The sequence below is a fragment of the Sutcliffiella horikoshii genome (assembly GCF_008180725.1).
Classification (GTDB): domain Bacteria; phylum Bacillota; class Bacilli; order Bacillales; family Bacillaceae_I; genus Sutcliffiella_A; species Sutcliffiella_A horikoshii_B.
In genome coordinates, this window is sequence record NZ_VTEV01000001.1 from 170,783 (window position 1) to 196,245 (window position 25,463).

26 protein-coding genes, 1 pseudogene and 1 other annotated feature are annotated in these 25,463 nt (G+C 36.7%); of the genes and pseudogenes, 3 read left to right on the plus strand and 24 right to left on the minus strand.

Annotated elements, in window-relative coordinates; all coding sequences use genetic code 11:
• Positions 1 to 176 precede the first annotated feature (176 nt).
• From FZC76_RS00905 to FZC76_RS00925, 5 genes are all read right to left on the minus strand, one after another.
• Positions 177 to 716, minus strand: a complete 540-nt coding sequence (locus tag FZC76_RS00905) for a 2'-5' RNA ligase family protein (protein WP_148986391.1) — start codon at positions 714 to 716, stop codon at positions 177 to 179.
• Between the two features lie 237 nt (positions 717 to 953).
• A complete protein-coding gene (gene ileS / locus FZC76_RS00910) occupies positions 954 to 4,040 on the minus strand; it encodes an isoleucine--tRNA ligase (RefSeq protein WP_148986392.1) in 3,087 nt (1,028 codons plus the stop codon).
• A 61-nt stretch (positions 4,041 to 4,101) separates the two neighbouring features.
• Positions 4,102 to 4,327: a binding site (T-box leader), on the minus strand.
• A 113-nt stretch (positions 4,328 to 4,440) separates the two neighbouring features.
• Positions 4,441 to 5,028: a kinase gene (locus FZC76_RS00915; RefSeq protein WP_148986393.1), complete on the minus strand. Its 588-nt coding sequence runs from the start codon at positions 5,026 to 5,028 to the stop codon at positions 4,441 to 4,443.
• 91 nt (positions 5,029 to 5,119) lie between these two features.
• Entirely contained in the window at positions 5,120 to 5,536 is a 417-nt protein-coding gene (locus tag FZC76_RS00920) for a GNAT family N-acetyltransferase (RefSeq protein ID WP_148986394.1), read from the minus strand.
• A 15-nt stretch (positions 5,537 to 5,551) separates the two neighbouring features.
• Complete coding sequence (locus tag FZC76_RS00925; protein WP_148986395.1) at positions 5,552 to 6,133, minus strand: GNAT family N-acetyltransferase; 582 nt, start codon at positions 6,131 to 6,133, stop codon at positions 5,552 to 5,554.
• A 92-nt stretch (positions 6,134 to 6,225) separates the two neighbouring features.
• Here FZC76_RS00925 and pdxR point away from each other — a divergent pair, with 92 nt between their 5' ends.
• Positions 6,226 to 7,596 (plus strand): MocR-like pyridoxine biosynthesis transcription factor PdxR, encoded by a 1,371-nt coding sequence (gene pdxR, locus FZC76_RS00930; RefSeq protein ID WP_148986396.1) that lies wholly within the window; start codon positions 6,226 to 6,228, stop codon positions 7,594 to 7,596.
• 80 nt (positions 7,597 to 7,676) lie between these two features.
• Positions 7,677 to 8,027, plus strand: a complete 351-nt coding sequence (locus FZC76_RS00935; protein ID WP_148986397.1) for a hypothetical protein — start codon at positions 7,677 to 7,679, stop codon at positions 8,025 to 8,027.
• Between the two features lie 539 nt (positions 8,028 to 8,566).
• Here FZC76_RS00935 and FZC76_RS00940 read toward each other — a convergent pair.
• The 18 genes and pseudogenes from FZC76_RS00940 to FZC76_RS01025 form a co-directional block, all read right to left on the minus strand.
• On the minus strand, positions 8,567 to 9,598 hold the full coding sequence (locus FZC76_RS00940; RefSeq protein ID WP_148986398.1) for a cyanophycinase: 1,032 nt from the start codon (positions 9,596 to 9,598) through the stop codon (positions 8,567 to 8,569).
• A gap of 218 nt (positions 9,599 to 9,816) precedes the next feature.
• The gene (locus FZC76_RS00945; RefSeq protein ID WP_148986399.1) at positions 9,817 to 10,227 is read right to left on the minus strand and encodes a hypothetical protein; all 411 of its coding nucleotides are present in this window, start codon (positions 10,225 to 10,227) and stop codon (positions 9,817 to 9,819) included.
• Positions 10,228 to 10,429: 202 nt separating this feature from the next.
• A complete protein-coding gene (locus FZC76_RS00950; RefSeq protein WP_148986400.1) occupies positions 10,430 to 10,933 on the minus strand; it encodes a GNAT family N-acetyltransferase in 504 nt (167 codons plus the stop codon).
• Between the two features lie 117 nt (positions 10,934 to 11,050).
• Positions 11,051 to 11,530: an SRPBCC family protein gene (locus FZC76_RS00955; protein WP_148986963.1), complete on the minus strand. Its 480-nt coding sequence runs from the start codon at positions 11,528 to 11,530 to the stop codon at positions 11,051 to 11,053.
• A 280-nt stretch (positions 11,531 to 11,810) separates the two neighbouring features.
• A pseudogene (locus FZC76_RS00960) lies at positions 11,811 to 12,041 on the minus strand (aminoglycoside phosphotransferase); the annotation flags it as partial.
• Positions 12,042 to 12,067: 26 nt separating this feature from the next.
• A complete protein-coding gene (locus FZC76_RS00965) occupies positions 12,068 to 12,514 on the minus strand; it encodes an OsmC family protein (protein ID WP_148986401.1) in 447 nt (148 codons plus the stop codon).
• 138 nt (positions 12,515 to 12,652) lie between these two features.
• Positions 12,653 to 13,069: a bis(5'-nucleosyl)-tetraphosphatase gene (locus tag FZC76_RS00970; RefSeq protein WP_148986402.1), complete on the minus strand. Its 417-nt coding sequence runs from the start codon at positions 13,067 to 13,069 to the stop codon at positions 12,653 to 12,655.
• Between the two features lie 233 nt (positions 13,070 to 13,302).
• Positions 13,303 to 13,983, minus strand: coding sequence for a YdcF family protein (locus FZC76_RS00975; RefSeq protein WP_148986403.1), 681 nt, complete (start codon positions 13,981 to 13,983; stop codon positions 13,303 to 13,305).
• A 145-nt stretch (positions 13,984 to 14,128) separates the two neighbouring features.
• On the minus strand, positions 14,129 to 14,650 hold the full coding sequence (locus FZC76_RS00980; RefSeq protein ID WP_392396797.1) for an AAA family ATPase: 522 nt from the start codon (positions 14,648 to 14,650) through the stop codon (positions 14,129 to 14,131).
• A gap of 200 nt (positions 14,651 to 14,850) precedes the next feature.
• Positions 14,851 to 15,081, minus strand: a complete 231-nt coding sequence (locus tag FZC76_RS00985) for a hypothetical protein (RefSeq protein ID WP_148986404.1) — start codon at positions 15,079 to 15,081, stop codon at positions 14,851 to 14,853.
• A 363-nt stretch (positions 15,082 to 15,444) separates the two neighbouring features.
• On the minus strand, positions 15,445 to 16,080 hold the full coding sequence (locus FZC76_RS00990) for a CPBP family intramembrane glutamic endopeptidase (protein WP_148986405.1): 636 nt from the start codon (positions 16,078 to 16,080) through the stop codon (positions 15,445 to 15,447).
• Positions 16,081 to 16,363: 283 nt separating this feature from the next.
• Entirely contained in the window at positions 16,364 to 18,163 is a 1,800-nt protein-coding gene (locus FZC76_RS00995; protein ID WP_148986406.1) for an ABC transporter ATP-binding protein, read from the minus strand.
• Positions 18,164 to 18,166: 3 nt separating this feature from the next.
• On the minus strand, positions 18,167 to 19,915 hold the full coding sequence (locus FZC76_RS01000) for an ABC transporter transmembrane domain-containing protein (RefSeq protein ID WP_148986407.1): 1,749 nt from the start codon (positions 19,913 to 19,915) through the stop codon (positions 18,167 to 18,169).
• Positions 19,916 to 20,044: 129 nt separating this feature from the next.
• Positions 20,045 to 20,263, minus strand: a complete 219-nt coding sequence (locus FZC76_RS01005) for a YneF family protein (protein ID WP_060666506.1) — start codon at positions 20,261 to 20,263, stop codon at positions 20,045 to 20,047.
• 91 nt (positions 20,264 to 20,354) lie between these two features.
• The gene (gene sirA, locus FZC76_RS01010; RefSeq protein WP_148986408.1) at positions 20,355 to 20,786 is read right to left on the minus strand and encodes a sporulation inhibitor of replication protein SirA; all 432 of its coding nucleotides are present in this window, start codon (positions 20,784 to 20,786) and stop codon (positions 20,355 to 20,357) included.
• Positions 20,787 to 20,951: 165 nt separating this feature from the next.
• Positions 20,952 to 22,958 (minus strand): transketolase, encoded by a 2,007-nt coding sequence (gene tkt, locus FZC76_RS01015; protein WP_148986409.1) that lies wholly within the window; start codon positions 22,956 to 22,958, stop codon positions 20,952 to 20,954.
• Positions 22,959 to 23,048: 90 nt separating this feature from the next.
• Positions 23,049 to 23,279, minus strand: coding sequence for a DUF896 domain-containing protein (locus tag FZC76_RS01020; RefSeq protein ID WP_148986410.1), 231 nt, complete (start codon positions 23,277 to 23,279; stop codon positions 23,049 to 23,051).
• A gap of 45 nt (positions 23,280 to 23,324) precedes the next feature.
• Positions 23,325 to 23,999 (minus strand): YneB family resolvase-like protein, encoded by a 675-nt coding sequence (locus FZC76_RS01025; protein ID WP_148986411.1) that lies wholly within the window; start codon positions 23,997 to 23,999, stop codon positions 23,325 to 23,327.
• A 138-nt stretch (positions 24,000 to 24,137) separates the two neighbouring features.
• Here FZC76_RS01025 and lexA point away from each other — a divergent pair, with 138 nt between their 5' ends.
• Entirely contained in the window at positions 24,138 to 24,749 is a 612-nt protein-coding gene (gene lexA / locus FZC76_RS01030; RefSeq protein ID WP_060666501.1) for a transcriptional repressor LexA, read from the plus strand.
• A gap of 32 nt (positions 24,750 to 24,781) precedes the next feature.
• On the opposite strand, the gene FZC76_RS01035 is transcribed toward lexA, so the two are convergent.
• Entirely contained in the window at positions 24,782 to 25,405 is a 624-nt protein-coding gene (locus FZC76_RS01035) for a DUF421 domain-containing protein (RefSeq protein WP_148986412.1), read from the minus strand.
• Positions 25,406 to 25,463: the final 58 nt, after the last annotated feature.

The following is a 25,463-nucleotide window of genomic DNA, read 5'->3' on the forward strand; positions in this document are numbered from 1 at the left end:
GCTGATATTAATTGGTATCTTTCAAATCCACTAAGTATATCTGTGTTATTTCTTGTCCAATAATTGAAATTATCGTTGGCTTAACACTCATTCATTTAAGCTCCTTATATATCACTTTTTTTGTAAAGAGAGAAACAATTCTCGTTTTCTACTTGCCCTCATTTTATGAGGAAGTTCTATTTATCTTCATTCAATGGAATGTCTAAATATTTTATGTACCTATTTGGTGCACTTTCTTGATAGATTCGTACGGAAGTTACTTCAAACGTAGGGAATGGTGCGAGTTCTATTTCAGCTAGATTCGCCATGTTTATTAGTTCTTGTTTTGTTAATCCGTATGCTGTTTTTCCTATAGTTAGGTGAGGTACATAATTATCAAGTTCAAAATATTTCTCAATTAAATCACTTGGAGGAGCAACTTTCCTAAGGATTCTTTCGTGAAGTGTGTACAATTCTTTTGAAGTAGTACTCAAATAAAGAATTTCTTCACCAAAAAACATTGGTTTGGCTAAAGTTATTTGAAATGGACTAGTTTTGTAACAAATTTCTTTAACTATACTTATCCATTTTTCATCTTGGGTTAACCCACCTTGAGCTTTCAGTGTAATATGCGGTTCGACGATATCACTTATGGAATTGTTTTTCCATTTATCACGAAACTCCGTAATTCTCGTTTTGTATTCTTCTCTAGGTACAATACCAATAAAATATTTCAAAAAATCAACTCCTGCCTAACGCCTCTTGTACTACAATCCAGCCAGGTTACTGAATACCAATTATTTCATAATCTAAAAATTCCCACAATAAGTTTTTCTCTATTTAGACCAAAATAAAATGAGCGCCAATCCTTGTTACAGGAAGGCGCCCGTTTGCTGGTTACCCTAGATATGAGTAAGTCCTTAAAAAACGAAAGAATCCTGGAATTACCAACAGGACTCTTTCGTACTTTTTTATTAACTTATTGCAACCTTGACTTGATAATTTCCAAGTGAAACTTCTTTCATATTTTTGGTATCTCCTATATTCAGGTTATTTACAAGGACATTCTTACGGATCATTTTTTCATTTTGTTTTATTGCGTTTACCACTTCATTATCGCCATTTAGATGTAAGTCAACACGAAGGTCAATTGGCAAATCGAGTTTTTTTCGTTCATCTTGGATTGCACGGATGACTTCCCTTGCAAGCCCTTCTAAACGAAGTTCTTCAGTAATGGTAGTATCCAATACTACTTTAAAATATTGACTTGCTCCCATCGCTAAACCTGATTCGGCTACTCTTTCCACAACGAGAAGGTCTAAAGGCACCTCTATTACTCCTGCACCAGTTGGAACCATCACTTTTTGAGCTTGAACGACTTTTGCAGCTTCTTCTTCAGATAATTTCTCTAAATATCCTTTAACCATACCAATCTCTTTTCCTAGAACAGGTCCAGCCACTCGGAAATTCAGCTTTATATCATAGCGAACGAGGTCATCAGATGTTTGTTTAACTAACACTTTTTTCACATTGATTTCGTCTCTAATGATCTCGCTATACCTACCCAGAGCTTTCCCCATCTCGGGGTCAACCGGAATTACGACTAATTCCGAAAGTGGTTGCTTCGTTTTAATTGCTTCGGCATTACGTACACCTCGTGCCAGTTCTACCACTTGTAAAACCGCATCCATTTCCTTTTCTAACTTTAGATCTACTTCCTTTGCAATTACTTTAGGAAAGTTAGTAAGGTGGACACTTTCTCCTGTCAGATTAAGATGGATATCTTCCGCTAGGAACGGAATATATGGAGCGAGGAGTTGACTTGTACGTACCAGCACTTGATGAAGTGTATGGTATGCTGCTTTTTTGTTTTCCGTCATTCCCTCTTTCCAAAAGCGATCACGCGATCGTCGGATATACCAGTTACTGATTTCATCCACATATGTTTCAAGTGCTTTTGCTGCCTTAGTAAAATCATATTCTTCCAACGATTCCGTAACAATTGCTGTTACACTATTTAAACGAGCTAAAACCCACCTGTCTAATAATGTTTTCTCACCAGTTTCTTTTTCATTGAAATGATAGCCATCTATGTTTGCGTATAAGGTATAGAAGCTGTGCATATTGACAAGCGTGTCAATTACTTTTGACTTCGCTTCTATCACCACACGTTCTGAGAATCGCTTATTGTTCCAAGGAGCACTATCAGCAAGAAGTGCCCATCGGAACGCATCTGCACCGAATTTTTCCACCAAATCCATCGGGTTTAATGCATTCCCTTTGCTTTTTGACATTTTCCGTCCCTCTTCATCCAGGATATGGCCTGTTGACAATACACGTTTGTAAGGTGCTTTTCCTGTAAACAAGGTTGATACAGCAAGCAGGCTATAGAACCATCCACGAGTCTGGTCTATCCCTTCACAAATGACATCTGCCGGAAACTGCTGTTCGAATTTTTCTTTGTTTTCAAATGGGTAATGATGTTGAGCGAAAGGCATGGAGCCACTATCGAACCAAACATCAATTACTTCTGAGACACGTGACATGGAACCTTTACATTTTTCGCACTCCAAATGAATCCGATCTACATAAGGTTTATGAAGCTCAATTTCTTTGATATCACCTATTGCCCTTGCTTTAAGGTCCGCCTCACTATTCGGAGCATATTGATGTTCACAAGAATCACAAATCCATACCGGAAGCGGAGTACCCCAATAGCGATTTCGTCCTATGTTCCAATCGACCATATTCTCCAAGAAGTTTCCAAAACGCCCATCCTTAATATGAGACGGATACCATTCCACTTTCTGGTTATTTTGCAAAAATTGATCCCTCAGTTCCGTTGTCTTGATGAACCAACTTTCGATAGCATAATATAGAAGTGGAGAATCACAACGCCAGCAGTGAGGATAACTATGTTCATACTTTTCTTTATGAAATAGAAGCCCTTCACTCGCTAAGTACTTTACAATATCTACATCACAATCTTTTACGAAACGACCTGCAAAAGGAGGAACATCTCCTGTATAACACCCTTTTCCATCTACAACATTAAAAAAGGAAAGATCATGCTGCTTGACTAAGGTATAGTCATCTTCCCCGTATGCTGGTGCGATGTGGACAATCCCCGTTCCACTGTCAGCATTCACAAAGTCACCCTCCACAACAAAATGGCCATGTTCTGGTTTCATGTAAGGGAATGGAGCAAGGTAGGCAACATCCTTAAATTCGCTGCCTTTATGAGAAGAAATCACTTCAAAATCTTCTCCTAGATTCTTGCTAGCTAAATCTTCTGCAACGATGAAAATTTCTTCCCCCCTTTTAGCTTTAATATAAGTAAGTTGAGGGTTCACAGCGAGTGCGACATTGGCAGGGAGGGTCCATGGAGTAGTAGTCCAACCTAAGAAGTATTCATTTTCTTTATCTACTAGTTTAAATTTAGCTGTTGCTGAAAGGTCCTTCACATCCTTGTATCCTTGTGCGACTTCATGAGAGCTCAATGTTGTTTGGCAGCTTGGGCAATAAGGAGTAACACGATGACCTTTATACAATAATTCCCGACGATGAAGATCACTTAAAATATACCAAACGCTTTCAATATATTTATTTTGCAAAGTAACATATGGATCTTCCATATCAAGCCAATATCCTATGGATTCTGTAAAGTCCCTCCACTGTTTTTCATAATTAAATACACTGTTTTTACATTCCTCAATAAACTTTTCCACACCATATGCCTCGATCTCTTGTTTCCCTGAAATCCCTAGTTGTTTTTCTACCTCGAGTTCAACGGGTAATCCATGTGTATCCCAGCCCCCCTTACGAAAGACTTGATATCCAGTCATTGTCTTATACCTAGCCACAAAATCTTTAATGACTCTTCCAAGTACATGCCCTGCGTGCGGGAGGCCATTCGCTGTTGGAGGACCTTCATAAAACACAAAGGTTTCAGCTCCATCCCGATTTTCAATAGAACGATTAAATACACTTTCTTCTTTCCAGAAATTCTTGACTCTGTTTTCACGTAACAATGCTGCCTCTTTTGTATTGACATTACGCAATTAAATCACCTCATTAACCTTTTTATATAAAACAAAAAATCCGCCCCTGTATATAAAGCTAAACAGGGACGGATTGAATCCGCGGTACCACCCATATTCCGTGATTTTCCTCACGGCACTTGGTAAACAAAACGGATAACGGTCGTTTACCGGTTCACCTTACAAATATAATTTCAGGCAAACTTCTCGGAGATGATTTTCAACTTAAATATGTCATCGCATTTCCAGCTAACAGCGACTCTCTTTAGACAGGGATTATAGCCTACTCTTCTCGTCATCAAATAAAATAAATAATTTTCCAATATAATACAACGAAAGAGTTACTTTTGTCAAAGAAAATTCTGTAAATTCTCCTAGCTTGCGGAAGATTCATTCAGTTTCTTCATACATAAGTAATAATTTACGTCCCAATTATAGTGTCGGCAGAATTTAATGGGTGATAGGTATTAATATAATATTCTTCTGCCTTCCAATATCTCTTTTCAAACTTTTCGTGATTAATCTTTGTTTTTTCTGACTCACGAGCAAATCTTTCTTGTCGTGAACAATCCAAAAATAATACCTTGTCATAGAAGTCTTTCCACTCCTTGCGTTGTAGAAAGACCCCTTCTATTATGATTAGTCCTCTTTGGGGTAACTTAATTTTTCTAGTATGATGCTCATCATTACAATTATCATAAAACTGTAATTCAACGTAGTCGAATTCTTTAAGTTTTTCAAATAAGTTCTTTCTTAACTTTTTCACGTCCCACTGCAGATAAAAATATTCATACCACTCTTCAAATCCAGTATCATAACGTTGACTTCGTTTAACAATGTGATCATCCATATGAAAGATAGTGAAATTTATATTTTCTTTTTTCAAGTAATCACTTATTTGTCCTGCAAAAGTTGTTTTTCCAGAACGGCTTAATCCATCTATGGCAAGTATGTATCTCTGACTAGATTTAACTGATGAAATTAAATTAGAAATATCATAATTATTCATCACTTGCTTCCCTTTCCCGCTTTGACGCTTACCTAACTTGAACATTTTTCCCAGACAGAGTGGTTTTAAGAAAATAAAGCTGGCAAATTATTTATAGAGACACCTGAAAATGATGACAGGAGATGTCTAGTCCGCCTTTTAGGTAAAACCTATGTGCATCATGTCTGTTAACGCCAGAATCTAAATGAAATTGTGCACAACCTTCTAATTTTGCTTGAGTTATCAAGTAATCCCATAAAATAGAGGCATATCCTTTACCTCGACTTGTTTCATCTGTAATAAGATCCTCCACATAAAAGTACTTGCCCCATGCCAGGGACTCCGTAATTCTATAACCTGCAGCTGATTTAATTTTGTCACCAACCACTACTGCTACTAAATGGAATCCATTATTTTTCTTAAGTCTAAGAAAATCCTCTTCGTTTAAATGTGGACGTAATTGTTTAAAAATACTAAATGTAGACATTATTTCTGCTTCAGATCTCATCATTTTAACGGTTGACTGCATTACTTCCAACTCCTTTTATGTATTCGACTGAAGCAATTTATCTTCAAAATTCTTTTTCACGACTACCCAATCTTCTTTAATAATACTATATAGGACGGTATGTCGGATGGCCCCTTCTTTTCGGATCATATGGTTGCGAAGTACCCCCTCTTTTACTGCCCCAATCCTCTCTATCGCTTGTTGTGAACGGAAATTTTCATGGCCGGTTTTGATTTGGACTCGATTTAATCTTAAAACTTCAAAGCAATAGTTTAGTAACAGATATTTACAATTTGTATTGATGTTTGACCGCCAATAAACCGGGTGAATCCAGGTTGATCCGATCTCTAATCGTTTGTGATCCTCCGAGATATCAAGAAACCAAGTAGCACCGATGATTTTTCCTGTTTGCTTATCGATTATTACAAATGCGTTATCAGTGTTGTTCTTTCGCTTTTGCACGGCATCATTTACATAATTAATCACATGATGTTTTTCAGTTAAATTGACGGTCATATGTTCCCATATTTGGTTATCTTGAGCAGCTTCAAAAATTCCCTCAACATGTTCCAACTGCATAGGTTTTAAATGGACCACACTGTTTTCTAATTTTTCCATTTTTTTCACTCCTTTTCATCCATTAAACCTTTTTTCTGGTATCATAAAAATAACCAATAACATTATTTTTTATATAACCAAGGAATGATGAAATGGAAATACAAATTTTGTTAAATAATGATAAAACAAAGTATAGTCAAATTTATGAACAACTAAAGCAAGCCATTTTGGAAAGAAAACTTGCATCTCATACTAAGCTCCCCTCAAAGCGACGATTGGCTGAAATGTTAAACATAAGTGTGATAACCGTCCAAATTGCTTATGAGCAACTTCAGAGTGAAGGGTATTGTTACACGATTCAACGTCAGGGATATTATGTATCTGAAATTGAAGAAGAGTGGAATTATAAAAGAAAAGAGGATATTATTGCGAGGAAGGACACCAGTAAACCTGAGCAAATTATCAACTTTAAAAATGGTCAGGTGGATGCAGCTGTCTTCCCTTACAAACTATGGAACCGTTTATATCGAAGAGAGCTTATTGAAAAGAATGTAAACAGTGCAACGTGGCAAGGAGAGTATTTGTTACGCGAGCAGCTTTCTGGCTATTTGCAACAAGCTAGAGGGTTATCTTGCGACCCAGATCAAGTGTATATCTATAGTGGATTTCAACAGCAGTTAATGAATGTTTGCCTGTTTTTCAAACGGGGCACTGTCGGAATGGAGGAACCCGGATTCATTCGAGCCCGATCTGTTTTTGAACAGTTACACATTCCCTATCATGCCGTTCCTTTGGATGAGGAAGGCTGCTGTGTGCCAAATATCCAAATCAAGTTACTCTATACGACACCTGCCCACCAATATCCAACCGGAACCATAATGTCCGTTACAAGAAGAATTGAATTAATACAATGGGCTCGGAAGCAAGATGCTTATATTATTGAAGATGACTATGATTCTGAGTTTCGCTATAAGGGGGCGCCAATTGCTACATTGTCCCATCTAGATTCATCAGACAGGATCATTTATTTTGGTACATTATCCAAAACCTTGTTACCTTCACTTAGGATGAGCTATATTGTTATCCCAAAATCCCTTCAATTAGATTTTGAAAGATTTAACACCTTTCAAAAGTCAACAGTTTCAAAGATTGACCAGTTAGTAGTGGCAAAATTCTTCCAAGAAGGGCATTATAGTTCACACATAGCAAAAATGAGGACACTCTACCGCAACAAAAGAAGCTGTCTAATAGAAAACATAAACAAATGCTTAGGAGCGGAATATAAGGTGATAGGAGATGCTGCAGGCTTACATGTCATCCTTCAATTACCTCAGAGATTAAACGAATCTATTGCCATAAAACTAGCAAAATCAATAGGAGTAGAAATTGATGCCATTTCACCTATGTATCAACATCAAAAGCCAAGTAACCAAGTAATAATAGGATATGGTGAACCTAGTATGGAAAAAATTCAGAGGGGCATAAACTTATTAGCTTCTGTATGGAACAAAGTTAAAGTATAAAGATAAGGGATCATAATTTTACTTTAAAAATTATCTATATTTCATACATCGCTTTAAAATTTCAAAACTAAGGTGACAAAATGACTATTCAAAAATTAGTAGAGTCTATACATTATTGGGACTCTAAGGTCTTAGCATTTGACGTTAAGTATTTTGCTGATGAAGTATTTTTAATATGTGAACCAGGGATTTATATTTTTAAGGGATGTTATAATTTAGAAATTAAACATACTCCTAAATTTGAAAAAGGTATCCCTCCTGAAAAATGGACATTTGCTCAATTACCCTATACCATTCATGACATATCAGTTATTGAAAATAATCTAGATACAACCAATAAATATAAAGTTAATATTGCTATGCCTCCTATGTTTTGTGAACTTAGTTGTAATGAGATTACAGTAAACCCCACTTCCAAATTCAGTAATTAAGGGGAGTGCTATTCAACTAACTCGAATAGCACTTCCTTTTTTTCTAATCGCACCGTTTAGACACGTCCTGATAGCTCATTAAGGTAATTCTCCAATTCACTCTTATTATTTATAACTAATATTTTATTACTTTGTGCACCAAACTTATTATTGAAATTTGGTTTCCCTACTTGTTCAAAATGTCTATTCCACTTATACATTTTTAAAAAAATATTAAATGTTGGTTTGTAGTGGGATTTTTCTAATCCAAATATTTGTAAGAAGAACCTCTTTACAATTCTATATGTTCTCACTGAATAATCTATATCTAAAAAGATAATTAATTCAGCATTCTGGATGCTATTAGACACCCACTCTTCATTATGAACCCCTTCGATTATCCAGTTTTTGTTATTTATAATCGTATTATTTAAGTTAAAATATTTGACTACGAAGGTACAAAATACCGTATAACAAAGCCCCACCAAATAGAATTAACGAGTATTACAACAATTATTAAAATCCATACACAAACAACACACAAACAACACTTCTATCAATTAATTTCCGTAAATATTTCCTGTTGATGAAGACAATACACCATTCTGGGCATTTAATTGATAGTGAAGGCCGTTACTGCTTGTCCAAGTTGGAAAAGAAAATGTATCACCTGTTTCTAACTTAAACATTTCGATGTTTTTCATTGTTAATGGTGAGCGGGATCCGCTTGTTGGTGCACTGGTAGAGCGACCAATGTATACAGCAGAATCTGTACTTCCCGGTTGAGATACTACCCTTGCAGAACCGTCAGCTTCAACTAATAATGCCGTCTGTTCGTTAACAGCAATTCCTTTTGCTTGTGATGTCCAACCATCCATAATGTTACGAGCCATAAAGCCAACAAATCGGCCCATACGATCACGTTGTTCAAAATGCGTGTCTGTGATGGTGCTTGTTAAATAAGGGTTCTCTAAAAAACCCCTTGTAAACGTCATATAGCGATTTTTTGGGTTGCTTAGGGCTTCGTCCGAATATACCGAACCATTCTTCGCATCATACACAAATTGCCCTAGTATCGCAAGGCCTGCACTCGTTCCACCCATTGGAACATTGTAGATTGAAATTAAATCATTTAATGTATCTTCTAATGGTGTATCTATTATATAGTCCACATATAATGACTGATCACCTCCCGCAAAGAAAACAGCCTCAGCTTTAAATACTTTATCGAGTACAAACGAATCATACGCAGCATTGCGATTCTTTAATACGATGGTTTCTACCGAATCTAAAGGAACACCGTTGCTTGCAGCTAAGTCATATACATATTGATTGTAGCCGTCACTTCCAGATGCTCGAAGTACGACAAAGTCCCCACCGTTTGCTTTTTCCGCCATCCATAGCATCGCTTCATCGACATCTGTTGATCCCCCCATTAAGTTAAGCCCATAAGTGGTAGATCGGGTAATGTTTGTCGTGTCTCCATAGCCGTAATACGTATAATCTTTACTTGCTGCTTTAGCGGGCTCCTGAGCAGCCAATAATACTAATGACAATCCAATCGATGCAACCATTTTCAAATATTTCTTCATGTTTCTGACACTCCCCACATTTCATTATTTTTAGTGACGGCTTTAATAGTCCCTACAAATAATATACATGCAAGATTTATGCCAATAAAATAATTTTATAATATTCTGTTATTAACAGCGTTTATCTTTCTCTTAAAGTTTTTATGGTTAAATTAAAATTAACCAATTAAACCTAAAAGCCGTTTTGTAACAATAGCTCCTATATTTTAAAAGATCTCTTATTTCTCTTCTCCGAGCAAAGAATACACGTTACCATTTTTGACAGAAAATGCTCCTATAACCTCTTCATCGTTCATCATAACGGTAATTAATATACGACCTATTTTTACATCACTTAAGGGATGAGTGCTTACATAGAAAAACTCATGGTGAAGTTCCTTATCCATAAAGAACTCTTGATCATGCTGTTGTACAGACAAATAATTATTATATGGTTTCTCATTAACATTCTTCGTTGTTGTATATGGTCCAAAATCACCTTCATGGTACAAAACAAATAAACCTTTATCCTGTAAATAGCTTAAAGCGGTAGTACTAGACTCAGATAAATTGGATAAGTGAATCCACCTTATTCCTAACACTAATACAACTAAACTAAAAAAAAGGAGCAAACATACTTTTGTCTTCATACAACACCGCCATTTTTAATTGAACACTCTAACCAACTTGCTTGCAAGGATGTAAGATATCTAATTCGTATTGAGTGCTAATTTTACTAATTCATTCAACGGTTTCTTCAATATGTAGATTATGGATCTCAATTGAAGTTATCGCACCAATTGACAGATAGAAATCAAATCTTTTTTGATCGCGCCCTTTAGCTAAACAACTTTAATTGATTCCAACTTTGGTACTTCTTTTTTCTAGCAAAATAACGTCACGCCATACCCCATGCATTTTACCAATACGCTCTCGCCGTCCGACTTCACGAAACCCATATTTATTATGTAGTTTAAGACTTGAAGTGTTTTCAGGGAAGATTCCAGCTTGTAATGTCCAAATACCGTTCTGTTCACTTGTCTCAATTAATGATTTTAGAAGTAAGCTACCAATTCCCTTTCCTTTCTTACTTGAACTAACATAAATGCTTACTTCTGCAACACCAGCATAAACACATCGACTTGAGATGGCACTTAAAGCAGCCCACCCTAAAACTTTACCTTCTGAACGAGCAACAATTCGACACTCTAATATATGGCCATTATCCCATTCTTCCCAGGAAGGAGCATTCTTTTGAAAGGTTGCATTTCCAGTAATAATCCCTTCAAGATAGATTTCTCGTACTTGTTCCCAGTCTTTTGAGCACATTTTATCAATATGTATTGTTTCGTCCATTTAAGCACCAGCTTTACTAATATTTAATAAGATATTTCTAAATAAAAACTGATTCTCTTTAATACACTAAACTGTTCGTTCAATCATAATCATTTAAAATATCGCACTTGTTCACAATTAGTTGCACCCTAAATAATTCAATTTAATACTTTCCCTTAATTCAGCTGAATTATCTTCCCAGTCAACTGGATGTCCGTTGACTATCTGGTGAAGTACATCAAGACATCTATGCCATCCTGCCGCTATATTTACTGCCCATGAACCATCGTTAAATGTATGGATAAAGATCATTCGACAACCCTTATCCTCTTCCTGCAATGAAATGTTTATCAGATCATCAACTTCACGAAAACCAAATAAATATGGCTTTTCAAAATCTGTAACGGTAGCCTTATATGTCGTTCCTTCACCGTCATCGAAGGCAATCTTACCACCAATCCTGAGATCCATCTCCCCTGTTGCAAAAGGGTACCACTGGGAGAAGCAGCTGGGATTTGTAATGATACGGAAAACCTCTTCTTGATTATGAGGGAAAAACCGTTCAAATTTTAAAGCATAACGACCGTTTGACTCATGTAATGTACCATAGTTATTCATCATATCATCATCCTTCTTTATATTCTTGTAGTCTTGCTATTCTTAAGGATCAGAAAAACATTAACAATACCATAAATTACCAAACATTTATTTAACTAAAAAAATATTAATAAATCATTTTCGCGTTCTTCCGCCCAAAAATAAACAATGAGTTGTGATTATTATGCCTCGACACGATTTCGAGGTAACTTGTATAATGTTCTTCAATTAAAACTCCAAGATTGTTTAAGGCGATCTCGAGATATCAAATAGTCTAGTCCCTTTCAATTAATTACTCTGATCAAAACCACTCTATTCCATGTTCACGAATGAATTCTATATCCTTTTCATAATGCTCAAGATGTCCTTCGTTTATCATTTTTTGAAATGCAGTGTCTCCTTCGTCAGACTTTCTCTTCATGTATTTACATAACCCTTCTAACCGCAACAATACCATCTCTAAATAACCTTCATCTATACCTTCAATATCGTAAGAATTAAAAAACAACTTAATTCTTGTTTTGATCCTTTCATCCACAATTTCATTTGAATGTACAATTAAGCAGTTTTAATAGTTACTTCTAATAGAATATCCACATTGCCTTGAATTGCACGGCTAATCATACAAGATTTTTCAGCTTTTTCCGCAATCTTCTGTGCCACCTTTTTGTCTCGATCAGAAGCATGTTGTTTCAATACTATTTCTGGTCGATGGATAATTTTTTTATATGTAAATACCCCATCTGTCACATCAACAATTGCTTCGGATTCCATCGTTAATCCATCTTTCTCTATCTGACTACGTTCCATCATCGCAGCTAGTGTAATAATATAACATGTTGCTGCTGCACCAAGGAGCATTTCGTCAGGATTTGTACCAATTCCGGGACCGTTCATTTCTTTTGGTATAGAGATTTTTGTCACTAAATGATCGGCTTCGATTTTCCCTACATCATTACGAAGTCCAGGCCAATGCGCCTTTAAATGAAAATGATGTTCTGCCATTTTAACACCTCCTTGCATTCATTTTTATCTTGTTAATAAATAACAAATATAGGTCATATAATATAGTCACTAACTAATATTATATGACCTTATATCTTTTACAACAAATGCGCCCGATTCTTGAATAGCCAAAATGCCTTAACCTAATTTCTTTTTTATAAATTCATGGGCTTGTTTAAGGCTTTGTTTTTGATTTTCATACTCAAACAAATGTAAAGTATCGGTAAATGTAGCCCATTTATACATTGCAATTTCACTTTCTTGAATGGTTACTCTGGAACTCATAGGTGTCCCTAAGAATAAGATTACTTCTTTTCTAATTGCACTTTCCGAAATCATATATTCCATACTTGTCTTAAAATCTTCATGGATTAGAACTTCTAAGCCAGTCTCTTCCTTAACTTCTCTTATTGCCGCATCAATATCAGTTTCATTTTTCTCTATGTGACCTTTCGGAAAGCCCCAGTGACCATTAGTTTTACTTTTTACAACTAAATATCTAGTGTCTGGTTTGTCTAAATATATAATTACACCACATGATCTTTCGCTTTTCATTAGTATATAACCACCTACAAGTTAACATATCGAACAAAAAATGCACTTCTTTCACAAGAAATGCGCCGGAGTGCTGAACAACTTATTATAAGCAACAGCTGGAATTAACTTTAATATCAATTAATACCCTGTTCATTTTCTGCCCTGTAGCTTTATCTGCAAAATTATGAAAAGCAAGATTAAAGTTTGGACTCCAGCCTTTGGTTTGTTTCATTTAGATTAACGAGACAAGATTAATCAAATGATTTATAGTGTTGTAGAACAATGTCGTCCAGTCCTGCTACGTGTTTGCTAGGAGCATTAATCATCCCTTCCATTCCATAAATAATATTCCTTAAATACTCGCCAAACACTAGGGACTTATTTCTCTCATCTAGCATCCAGTTATCTCTCGTTATAGTCGTTTGGCCATCAAAACTTGTATCAAAAGGATACGATATAAATCTAATATTTGGCGGGAGATATTTTAATAAAGTATGGAACTGCCTACCCGTAGCGATACTTTTACAAACAAATAACAAGCTAATTATTGATGTAAAATCAAATATTTTCTTGGCTTCCGTTACATTTGCAATTGAGTGCATAGATGTGGTTTCATAACTAATAACTTCTTTAGGAACACCATTTTCAAGTAAGTTCTTAACAATGACCTCAGCTTCTGAGAAACCTATATTTCCCCATTCAGGATGCCGCAGATTTGATGAACTACTTCCACCAGTTGCAACAATACAGTCACCTAGACCTTTTTGATAAGCTTCTAAAGGTTTCTTCCAATTACCAGGGTGTGAACCTCCAAACACAAATATTGCATCGCATTTTATAGGCTCAACCTCTTTCCAAAACACTACTTCTGTTATCTCGTCAATTTGTTTATCTGTAAGCTTAGGAACTTCAGGATATTTAGGTATTCCCACAACGTACCCCCTATTTACATAATGAACTCCAAACAATCTTTACTACATCATCTCAAATTTCCATTATTTCCACAATAAGTTAGTTTAGGTAAACTAGCGTCAAAATAAAAAACGAGCGCTGATCCTTGTTCCTGGATCGCGCCCGTTAGTTGAAATATCTTTCAATCTCTTTCTTATTAGTTACAACTAATATTTTATCTCCATAATTCCCAAATTTACTGTAGAAATTCGGTTTACCGACCTCTTCAAAATACCTATTCCATTTAAACATCTTAATGAATATCTTTAATGTTGGTTTATAATTAGATTTTTCTAATCTAAGTTTTTGTAAAATAAACCTCTTTATAATTCGATAGAGTCTAACTGAATAATTTGTATCTAAGAAAATTATTATTTCGGCATTTCGAAAACTATTAGAAACCCATTCCTCATTATGAACCCCTTCTACAATCCAATTATCAGAAGCAATTAGAGAATTTAAATAATCTTCTCTTTCTTTTTCGGTTCTTCGTATTTCCCCATGCCCTCCATTCCTTTTCCAAACAACATTATCTAATTCATAAAAAGGAATATTAAATTGAGAAGATAATTCTCTTGCTAATGTTGTTTTTCCACTTCCAACGGAACCTATGATATGAATTTTATTAGGAAGAATCTTTTTCAACATACCACCACTTATCATTAATATTACTTTTAAACTTTATTCTATTTGGTTATCTAAATATCCTTTTTTTATTAAGTTGACCTAGTGTTTAATAGCAATTACTTCAAATCAATTAGAAGATTAAATGTTTTTTTCTACTTAGAAAGCACTTATCGGTTTATATATAAGCGAACGTTAGTTGAATAAGAGTGGTTGTTAATTATTTATTCTTTTTCAGTTTTTGTATGTTCAATTTGATCTAAAATCCAAGGTTTATCTGCTTCTCTTGAGTACGAAGAAAAATACTCTTTATTCTTCTCAATTAAGTTCCAAACCATCTCCCCTTGCACCACAATCCTAAATGCCTCTTCCTTACTATGGTTGTTCGGGTCATATGCCTTAATCCAGTATTCTTTGTAGTCGCTAGAATACCCCTTCTCAATAACAACCAACATTGAAGAAGTCGATGTGAAAGGCCCAGTTCCACAAGAGGTAAGCATTAATAAAACGATTAAGGAAAAAAAACGAAAAACTTTTTTCGTTGTACTCCACTCCTTTAATTTAAGTTCCCTAACTTAATTACACCTGCCCAATCCCTTAATTCCAATTATTTCATATACTGAAAATTCCTTCAATATGAAATTTTCTTTCCCCAATAGAAAAAACGAGCGCTGATCCTTGTTATAGGATTGCGCCCGTGTTTAATAGTTTCATTATATAATCTAAATAATTTCAACAACTTTATTTTCCAAAGTAAAAGTCTGTGTTATTCCTAGTTTTAGATCCGTTTGTAATTGTGGAGATTTAAGTGTTCTTCATTAGAAAAATACAGAAAATGTGTTCCAAATTGAGTGCGCAACGATAGGGACTAATATGTTTCTAAAACGAATTGAAAGAATTCCTAGAGCAAGCCCCACTAACAGAGAACTAAAAAAAGAAGCGTGTATAAAAGCAAACAAAAGTGACGAAATAAGTAACGTTACATAACGAAATTTTGGGGAAGGAACCAAAATTAATAATCCTCTATATAAAAGTTCTTCCTCAATAGGTACAACAATACAAAGAATAAAGAATAGTTGAACATACTCTATAACACTTAAAGGCAATATATAAAGAGACAGTGGTTGTTGTTGCAATAGAATTATTGTCATTAATAAACCTATAATCCAAAAATACGTTTCTTTCTTTTTTAAAGGAGTTATGCTAAAAAAATGAAAGTATCTCTTTCCAAATGCAAGTAATAAAATACCCATAAATATAATTAATAAAATTCTATTTTGCAGTTTAAAATTAATAGTTCCTTCTGGCAATGAATCTGCAATAATGATTAAATGATCAGGTAATTTAATTGCACTAAGAAAAAATCCAATAATAAATATAAATAAAAATAGAGAAAATTTTACTAAACTAATAGTTAATGAAGTTAACCTATTAGCATTCAACTCTGCTTTCATTCTTTGTTACTCTCTCCCCTCAATTATTCTACTCAATATCAAGTCGTTAATCATATAACGAAAAACCAACAGGAAATGTTCAACCAGAAAATAAAAATAATGCCAATAGTTAATATCATAGTAATTCTAATACTAATTTCACTTCCAAAAACCTGGTTTTCCTTCTTAAATTATCTTGCCCGTAAGTTAAATAATTCATTTTTCAAAACCATATAAAATTTAAGGCCATACAAAAAAACAGACTAATTCCCATGAAGAAACTAGTCTGCTTTTACTCTGTTATTTAAGGGTGAGCTAGTGCGTCTTCCACCTTATCTGGCTTTCCATTTTGCAGAAGATACATTTTGTAATACAAGCCTTCTATATTCAATAACTCTCGATGTGTGCCTCTCTCAACAATTTCTCCCTGGTGCAGGACAAGGATTTGGTCTGCATCTTGAATGGTGGATAGACGGTGGGCAATCGCGATGGTTGTGCGTCCTTTTCTCATTTTTTCGAGGGCTGTCTGGATTGCTTCCTCTGTTTCGGTGTCGATGTTGGCTGTTGCCTCGTCTAGAACTAGGATCTTTGGTTTGGTTGCGATGGTCCGTGCGAATGCCACAAGCTGTCTTTGCCCGCTAGAGAAAGTCGCCCCTCTTTCCACTACCAATTGCTCATATTGGTCAGGTAGCTTCTTAATAAATGAGTCTGCCTGAACGAATTCAGAGGCTGCTTTTATATCTTGATCTGAGATGGATGGATCATGTAAACGGATATTATGATTGATGGTTCCATAGAAAAGAAATGGATCTTGTAGCACAAGCCCCATATTTTTACGAAGCTCCTGATCCTCAAAATACTTCAGCGGGAACCCGTCAATAAGCACTTCCCCTTTTTCAATCTGATAGAATCTCATTAAAAGATTAATGATGGAACTTTTTCCGCTCCCAGTATGGCCAACCAATGCTACTGTTTCTCCGGGCTTCGCTGTAAAGGATATATCTTTTAATACATCTCGTTTTCCATCATAAGAGAAGGTTACGTTTTTAAATTCGATTTCTCCCGATGTTATGCTTGGTGAACTTAGCGATTTTTCCGCAGTTGGTGCGAGTTCTTTTTCATCAAGCAAAGAGAAGACCCTTGAGGCGGAGACAATAGCTTGTTGGTACATAGAAAGTCTCATCATCATTTGATTCACGGGCTCAAAAAATCTCCCAAGGTAATTAACAAACGCATAAAGGACACCTATCTCAATTACATTGCCAATGGAAGATATCCCAAAATAGCTCAAAACTAATATTAGAGACAGTACATAAACAAAATCAATGGCTGGGCGCAGCAAAAGCCCGTCAAGCTTAATATTCTTCACTCCAGCTTGGTAGTGCGCCTCATTTATTTCTGCGAATTCTTTACGAAGGCGTTTCTCTTGTCGAAACACTTGAATGATAGACATCCCTTGTAAGGATTCATTCAGCTTCGCATTCAACTGACTTAGCCTTTCTCTCATATCCGCATAATATCGGGAGCTGAAATGGCGATAAGTCGCCATTATTGCAAAGATGATCGGGATGATAAGCATGCAAAAAATGGCCAGTTGAACATTTAATAGAAACATCGCAATAAAGATACCTATCAAGAATACTCCGTTTTGGACGAATGTCGAAATAACATTTACAAACATATCTTTTATGGCCTCTGTATCATTTGTGACTCTTGATACGATACTGCCTCCTGGCGTTTTATCAAAAAATTTCAAGCCAAGCCGTTGCACCTTGGCAAATATATCAATCCTTAACTCTTGAATGATTTTTAATGAAATCTCTTGAAACTTTAGGAGCTGGAAGTAAGTAATGATTACTTTTGCGAACAGTATCCCGATGTAAAGGGAGGCTAAGGTTACGATTGGTCCTGTTTCCATCACTTTAGGGGTTAAGTAATCATCAATGAACACTTTAATAATCAACGGCCCTACAATTTCCCCTACAGTCGCCAGTACAAGTAAGGTAAATGCGAAGATAAATTGTTTTGTATGCGGCTTGGCGTATCCCAATAACCTCTTTAAAACCTGTCTTTGTTCTTTTGCTGTAATTGTCTGATTGTTCATCTTCTAACCCCCATGCTCCACAAGGGACTCTAATGCCTGACGGTGATACATTTCCTTATACCAGCCTTCCTCATCCATCAACTGACCGTGAGTTCCTTGCTGTACGATGTTTCCATTTTCTAAAACGATAATTATTTGCGCATGCTGAATTGCGCTCAAACGATGGGAGGTTATGATGGTTGTCTTCCCTTTACGATTTTCTTTTAATGCATGAAGGATGCTCTCTTCTGTCTTGGCATCTACCGCAGACAGGGAATCATCAAGGATTAGTATTTCTGGGTCCATAAGCAAGGCTCTTGCAATGGATAATCGTTGCTTCTGACCACCGGATAAGGATACCCCACGCTCGCCAACCATCGTTTGATAGCCGTCGGTGAATTGAATAATATCTTCATGGATGTTTGCGAGTTTTGCCGCTTGAATGATCTCTTCAAATGTAGCATCCGGCACTGCAAAGGCAATATTATCCGCAATGGTGGCAGAAAAAAGGAAATGGTCCTGAGGTACATAACCGATTGCTTTTCGAAGTGCTTCTAAGGAATAATTACGAATTGGCGTACCACCAATTAGAATATTACCTTGTATGCCATCAAACTCTCTGATCAGCATTTTTAGTAAAGTGGTCTTTCCGCTACCTGTTTTCCCTACCACCCCGAGCGTCTGTCCTTGTTTCAACTGTAGATGAATATCTTTTAACAATGCTTCTTCCTCTGTTGGGTAGGTAAAAGTCTGTACATTGTATTCAATATTACCTGTGGGTATTGTTTCACTAGCGTTTGGCTCATCTTTAATATCTACTTCCTCTTTCATAAGCGCTGATACACGATCATAAGAAGCCCTGCCTCGTTCGACGATGTTGAAAAGCCAGCCAAACGCAAGCATTGGCCAAATTAATAAGCCTAAGTATGTGGTAAATGCAATTAACTCACCAATGGTCAGTTCACCTGTCATCACATAGCTTGAGCCAAAAGCGATGGCAAGAAAAAAGGAGATTCCAATGATCAGCCCGATCGTAGGGTCAAAAAGTGAATCTATTTTTGCTACGGTAACATTCTTTTTCACCACATCTTCTGCTTGTTTTTCAAATTCTTCTATCTCTTCTTTCTCTTGTCCGAAGGTTTTGACCACTTTAATTCCATTTACACTTTCTTGCACTTTATCGTTTAAGGATGAAAAGGCTGCCTGTGCTTTATGGAACGTTTTATGCAGCAAGGTGCCGTAGTAGTTTGTCGCGATGGCCATAATTGGCAGTGGAATTAGACAGATCAACGTCAATTTCCAACTGATTGTTGCTGCCATGGCAATCAATACAAAACCGCCAGTCATTAAGGAGTCGACGAGAGTTAAAACTCCTGCACCCGCTGTTTGTTGAATGGCTTGTAAGTCATTTGTCGAGTGTGCCATTAAATCTCCAACACGTCTGCGTTGATAAAAGCTTGCCGACATCTTCGTAAAATGCTCATACAAATTATTGCGAAGTAATCTTGCTAGTCTTACTGCCGGCCCGAAAATCAATATGCGCCAGAGATAACGCAAAATGTAAACAATGATGGCGGTACCGAGAAGAACCAGCATCAATTGGAGAATCCTCTCCCTCGTTAAAGTACCTTCCACAATATGATCAACCGTCATTCCTACGATTCTTGGCGGGAACAGTTCTAAGAACGCTACAAAGGCAAGAAGCAGCACCCCAGGTATGTATGACTTTCGTTCCTGTTTAAAAAACCACCAAAGGTCTTTGAATATACTCATGCTCTTTCCCCCGATTTTTTATCTACGTTCAACTATAACAGTTTAGCAAATATTCAAATTTTTAGGAAGATACTTTTTGTAGCGTTTTTCCTCAAAAAGAAAAAGCACCCATAGTGAGTGCTTTTTCATTTATTTCATTTGCTTATTCATCGCAGACATCATCTGATTAATTTTCTTTTGGGATGGTTTCATTCCCATTTGCATCATCATCACGCGAAGCATTTGCTCATTAATTGGTGGATTTTTCTTTAGGTAAGTCATCATGTACTTACGAGCGATGAAAAATCCTAGTGCAACCCCAGCAATCAATGCTAGAACTACAATAAGAATCCAAATCCATGTTGCCATCAAAAATTTCCTCCTCAAAACTAGGTCTACCAATGTAGTGTACTAAACTAGAACCTATTATACAACATTTTCCGATAGATTTCTCCTCCGATTAAACAAATTTTCTCTGTTTAATTGGTTGCAACCAGCCATAGCGATTGGAGTTTACATCTATTGCAAGGAAGTATGGCGCCTGTTTGCGGATAATTTCAAAGAAGATAGCCTCTGCTTCAAATGATCCGTTGGAAGAAAGCTTCAAATACTTTTCGAAAATGGATAGCTTTGCTGTAGAATCTTCTTTTTGTATTTTATGTTGATAGGCCACTCGCTTGTAACCTTCCTTATTCTTTAAGGCTTGTTCTAATGATTGTTGAAGTGGGAAGGTAGGGACTGGGAGCGTAACATAATCCACTTGCTGTTTAATGATGGAACGTAGTGGTTCCTCTTGTTCATATTGCTGAAAAAGCTGGAAAAGCTTTAACTCATTACCTGAGTAATGTTTAGCTACTTCTTCCTCTATCAGATATATCATATATTCGCGCAAATGAAACCCTCCTATCACTTCTTTTCTTTTATTATAGTGAATGCTAGAGAAGAGTTTTGTCTTATAGTGTAGTTGGCAAGGGGCTATTTTTAGCTAATTTTGTCGAATGCATAAAAAAATGAGCATTACCTTGAAATTAGGCAATGCTCACTCCACAAAAATCGCTTATTTATCTAATAAAGCTTTAACTCGAGCAACTACATTTTCTGTAGTAAATCCGTATTCTTTCATGATGCGCTCTCCAGGTGCAGATGCGCCGAATCCGTTGATAGCAAGGATATCTCCTTCATCTCCAGTATAGCGCTCCCACCCCAGTGGAGTAGCCATTTCAATTCCAAGACGTTTTTTCACGTCTTTTGGTAAAACAGAGTTTTTGTATTCTTGGGATTGTAGTTCGAAACGATCCCATGAAGGCATACTTACAACAGAAACATGGATTCCTTCTTGTTGTAACGCTTTTTGCGCATCCACAGCAAGACCAACTTCAGAACCTGTTGCAAGGATAAGTGCATCCGCAGTTTCTTTTCCAGCTTTGGAGATGACGTAAGCCCCTTTACGTACACCTTCAAGTGCCGTCTCATCTGTTCCTTTAATAGTCGGTAGGTTTTGACGAGTTAATACAAGTGCTGTTGGTGTTTTTTCTGATTCTAAAGCCACTTTCCATGCTGCAGCCGTCTCGTTACCATCTGCAGGACGAATAACAGATAGGTTTGGCATCGCACGTAAAGATGGAAGCTGTTCGATCGGCTCGTGTGTAGGTCCATCTTCTCCTACTGCAATAGAGTCATGTGTGAACACATAAGTGACAGGCAGTTGCTGAAGAGCTGCTAGACGGATAGCTGGGCGTAAGTAATCGGAGAATACAAAGAACGTACCACCATATACTCTTAATCCTCCATGTAGCGCCATACCGTTCATTGCTGCACCCATCGCAAACTCACGTACACCAAACCAGATATTACGGCCGCTATAGTCTTCGGCAGTGAAGTCCGCTTCGTTTTTAATATTTGTTTTGTTCGATCCGGCCAAGTCAGCAGATCCACCAAAGAAGGAAGGAACTTGTTTCGCAATGGCGTTCAGCACTTCACCGGAAGAAGCACGGGATGCCAAGCTTTTTCCTTCTTCATAGACAGGAATCTCAGAATCCCATCCTTCAGGAAGTTCACCTTTCATCGCTGCTTCAAGCTGTTTGCCAAGCTCTGGGTATTTTGTTTTATATGCATCAAAAAGCTCATTCCATTCCGCTTCCGCTTTTGCACCTTTATCTGCAACAGTTTCACGGAAATGAGTGTACACTTCTTCAGGAACATGGAAATCGTTCTCAAATGTCCATTTATATGCTTCTTTTGTTAATTTTAATTCATCTGCACCTAGAGGAGCACCATGAACATCTGATTTACCTGCACGGTTTGGTGAACCATAACCAATTGTAGTTTTCACTTCAATCATGGTTGGATGGGACAAATCACTTTGGGCTTCTTCTACTGCAGCAGCAATTTCCTCGAGATTGTTCCCATCTTCCACGCGGATATATTGCCAACCGTATCCTTTGAAACGTGTTTCAATGCTTTCAGAGAAGGAACGATCCAAATCACCGTCAAGTGAAATATCATTAGAATCGTAAAGTACGATGAAACGGCCCAATTTCAAGTGTGATGCAAGAGAAGCAGCTTCTCCAGAAACACCTTCCATTAGGTCTCCATCTCCACAAATACTATATGTAAAGTGATTTACTAATTCCATCTCTTCTTTATTGTATGTAGCTGCCAAATGGCGTTCTGCCATCGCCATTCCGACACCCATCGCAATACCTTGTCCAAGTGGACCAGTTGTTGCATCTACACCAGGAGTATGACCGAATTCAGGGTGTCCAGGAGTTTTACTTCCCCATTGACGGAATTCTTTTAAATCATTCATAGAAACATCATAACCGCCTAAATGTAAAAGGCTGTAAAGCAACATGGAACCGTGACCTGCAGATAAAACAAAGCGGTCTCTATTGAACCAGTTCGGATTCTTTGGGTTGTGGTTCATGAATCTTGTCCATAAAGAATAACCCATAGGTGCTGCACCCATTGGCATCCCTGGATGGCCGGAGTTAGCTTTTTCAATTGCATCGATTGATAGTGTACGAATTGTGTTAATGGAAAGTTGATCTATATGTTGTGTCATCTTTTCCATCCTTTCTCTTTAACTTATTTTTTCATGGAAAAATTATATTTTATCATAAATAGTATGTTCCAGTGTTCTAAAAAAAAGCATTTAATGCTTTAAATTCTTTTTTGTGTCCTTTAATTTTTCCGGAGTGACATCATTTCCTTCTGGATCCATGATGGTTACGCCTTGTAATGTATTTTCCATAGAAGCCCGGAAAGTCTTAATATACTCCTGACGAAGCTTTTGTTGTTCCGCTGCTTCTTCTTTCGTGAGCCCTTCGCTTTTTGCCTTTTTGGAAAGTGCATTGATTCTTGCAATTTTTTCTTTTGATAACATAGAGAACTCCTTCTTTCATCCTTGGGAAGATATGCTTTTATCTTACTAGAGAGGTTCTTTTTTTACAAGCAAACTGGTGTCGTTCTCTTCCATATACTCCAGGTACCGCCTGTTTACAGTTGCTTTGGACACTTCATATCCAAGTCCTCTTAATGTGGCAGCGATTTCATGAAAAGTTAGTTTGTTATTACGAAGCCTGACTATCTCTTCTATGGGCACCTCAATTTTTTCTCGTCCAGGGCTCATATTTAGATTAGTAAGGTTTTTCGTGGGGTCATATCCTCTTTTAACAGCACGTTGCATGCCCCTTTTTATTTTCAAATTATGTAGCTTTCTTTGGTATTCCTCAACAATTGCCACAATATCCATGACCATCGAATCTGAATCGGATAACCTCAACTCTCCATTATCCGTTATGGAAAATATCTTAATGTCATGTTTCTTTAGCCAATGTAAAAAAGCTATTTTGGCATTCCCCCTGCCAAGCCTAGTCTCATCCTGAATTAAAAGGACATCAATATGCTGACTTGAAATAAGTTCAATGATTTGAAATACACCTTCCCGATCCAAATCAAAGCCGCTCGCCTGTTCTTCCACTACCTCGATAATGTCAATGCCTCGATTTGCTGCTAACAAAACCAATTCTTCTTTTTGACGAGCCAGAGAAGTTTCCTGTGTGTCTTTTTTCGTACTCACTCGACAATAAATGATTCCCTTCATGTATGATTTCCTCCACCATTCTTTTAAACTATCATTATCAAGCGAACGTATATTCTTGTCAATAATTCGAACTTATGTTTGTATTTTATACCAAAACATGCTATACTATCAGTAATATTAATGATAGAGGTGCGGAATATGAAACTATCAAAAAGGCAACAGGACATATTGGATTACATAAAAAAAGAAGTCCAAGCAAAAGGATATCCACCATCCGTCCGAGAAATTGGAGAAGCGGTTGGTCTGGCTTCCAGTTCCACAGTTCACGGTCATCTTGCGCGACTTGAAAGCAAAGGACTTATACGCCGAGACCCTACTAAACCAAGGGCCATTGAAATCATGGAAGATGAACTTATCCCTAAAATTTCTGCAGTCAATGTTCCGATTATCGGTAAAGTAACTGCAGGTCAGCCCATTACTGCCATCGAAAATGTAGAAGATTACTTTCCTCTTCCTGATCGGTACGTTGCACCAGACGAGCAAGTGTTCATGCTAGAGGTTATGGGGGACAGTATGATCGAAGCCGGCATTCTTGATGGAGACTATGTTATCGTTCGTCAACAGCAATCAGCGAACAACGGAGACATCGTCGTTGCCATGACAGAAGAAGACGAGGCTACTGTCAAACGATTCTTCAAGGAAAAAGATTATATTCGATTACAGCCAGAAAACTCCACATTAGAACCGATTATTGTACGTAATGTTAGTATTCTTGGTAAAGTAATTGGTGTGTATCGTAATATCCACTAAAAAAAAGCCGACTTTCGGCTTTTTTATTTTCGTTAATCAAGTGTTTCATCTGGACGTTCTTTTAATTTGTGCTGTCCATTTTTCACTTCCGTAAACAAATTCCCCTCTACCTCATTGGTTACACGACTTGGTTTGCAAGAGGGGTCAATCATTATTTTTAGGAGTTGAATTTCCTGAAAAAGGAGATTCCATTCCTTCCTGGTTACAGGCTTTGCTTGTTCGTTTAATTCAAATCCTAGCTGTCCGTTTGGTTCAAGTGTAGCCCATTTTACATCACTTATGCTCGAAATACTATTTTGTCTTAGTTTCATCTCTAGTTGATCAATGGTAAACCTCAACTTTTTCAATGTATCTTCATTTAATTTCCCATTTTCTATTAATATTTTAGATTTACCTGTAATTAGTTTCTCAAATATATCTGATTTTAATTGTAAAAGCTCCATTAGTACTAGTGTAACCACAAGTGTGATCCCCACACCAAATGTCACCCAAATGCTCTTTCCAGCCAAAGGTTGAATTAACAATGAACCGATCCCTATCATAATGACCACTTGTGCTAATGTCATCTGAGATATAGACTTTCGTCCAGCAATTCTTAGTAAAAATGTTCCAATAATCGTGATTAAAACCGCTTTCCAGATCCAGTTTAAATCCAATGCCAGATCACCCCGCTGAGATACTATGTCCTTATGGTAATCACATTATCTTATTTTA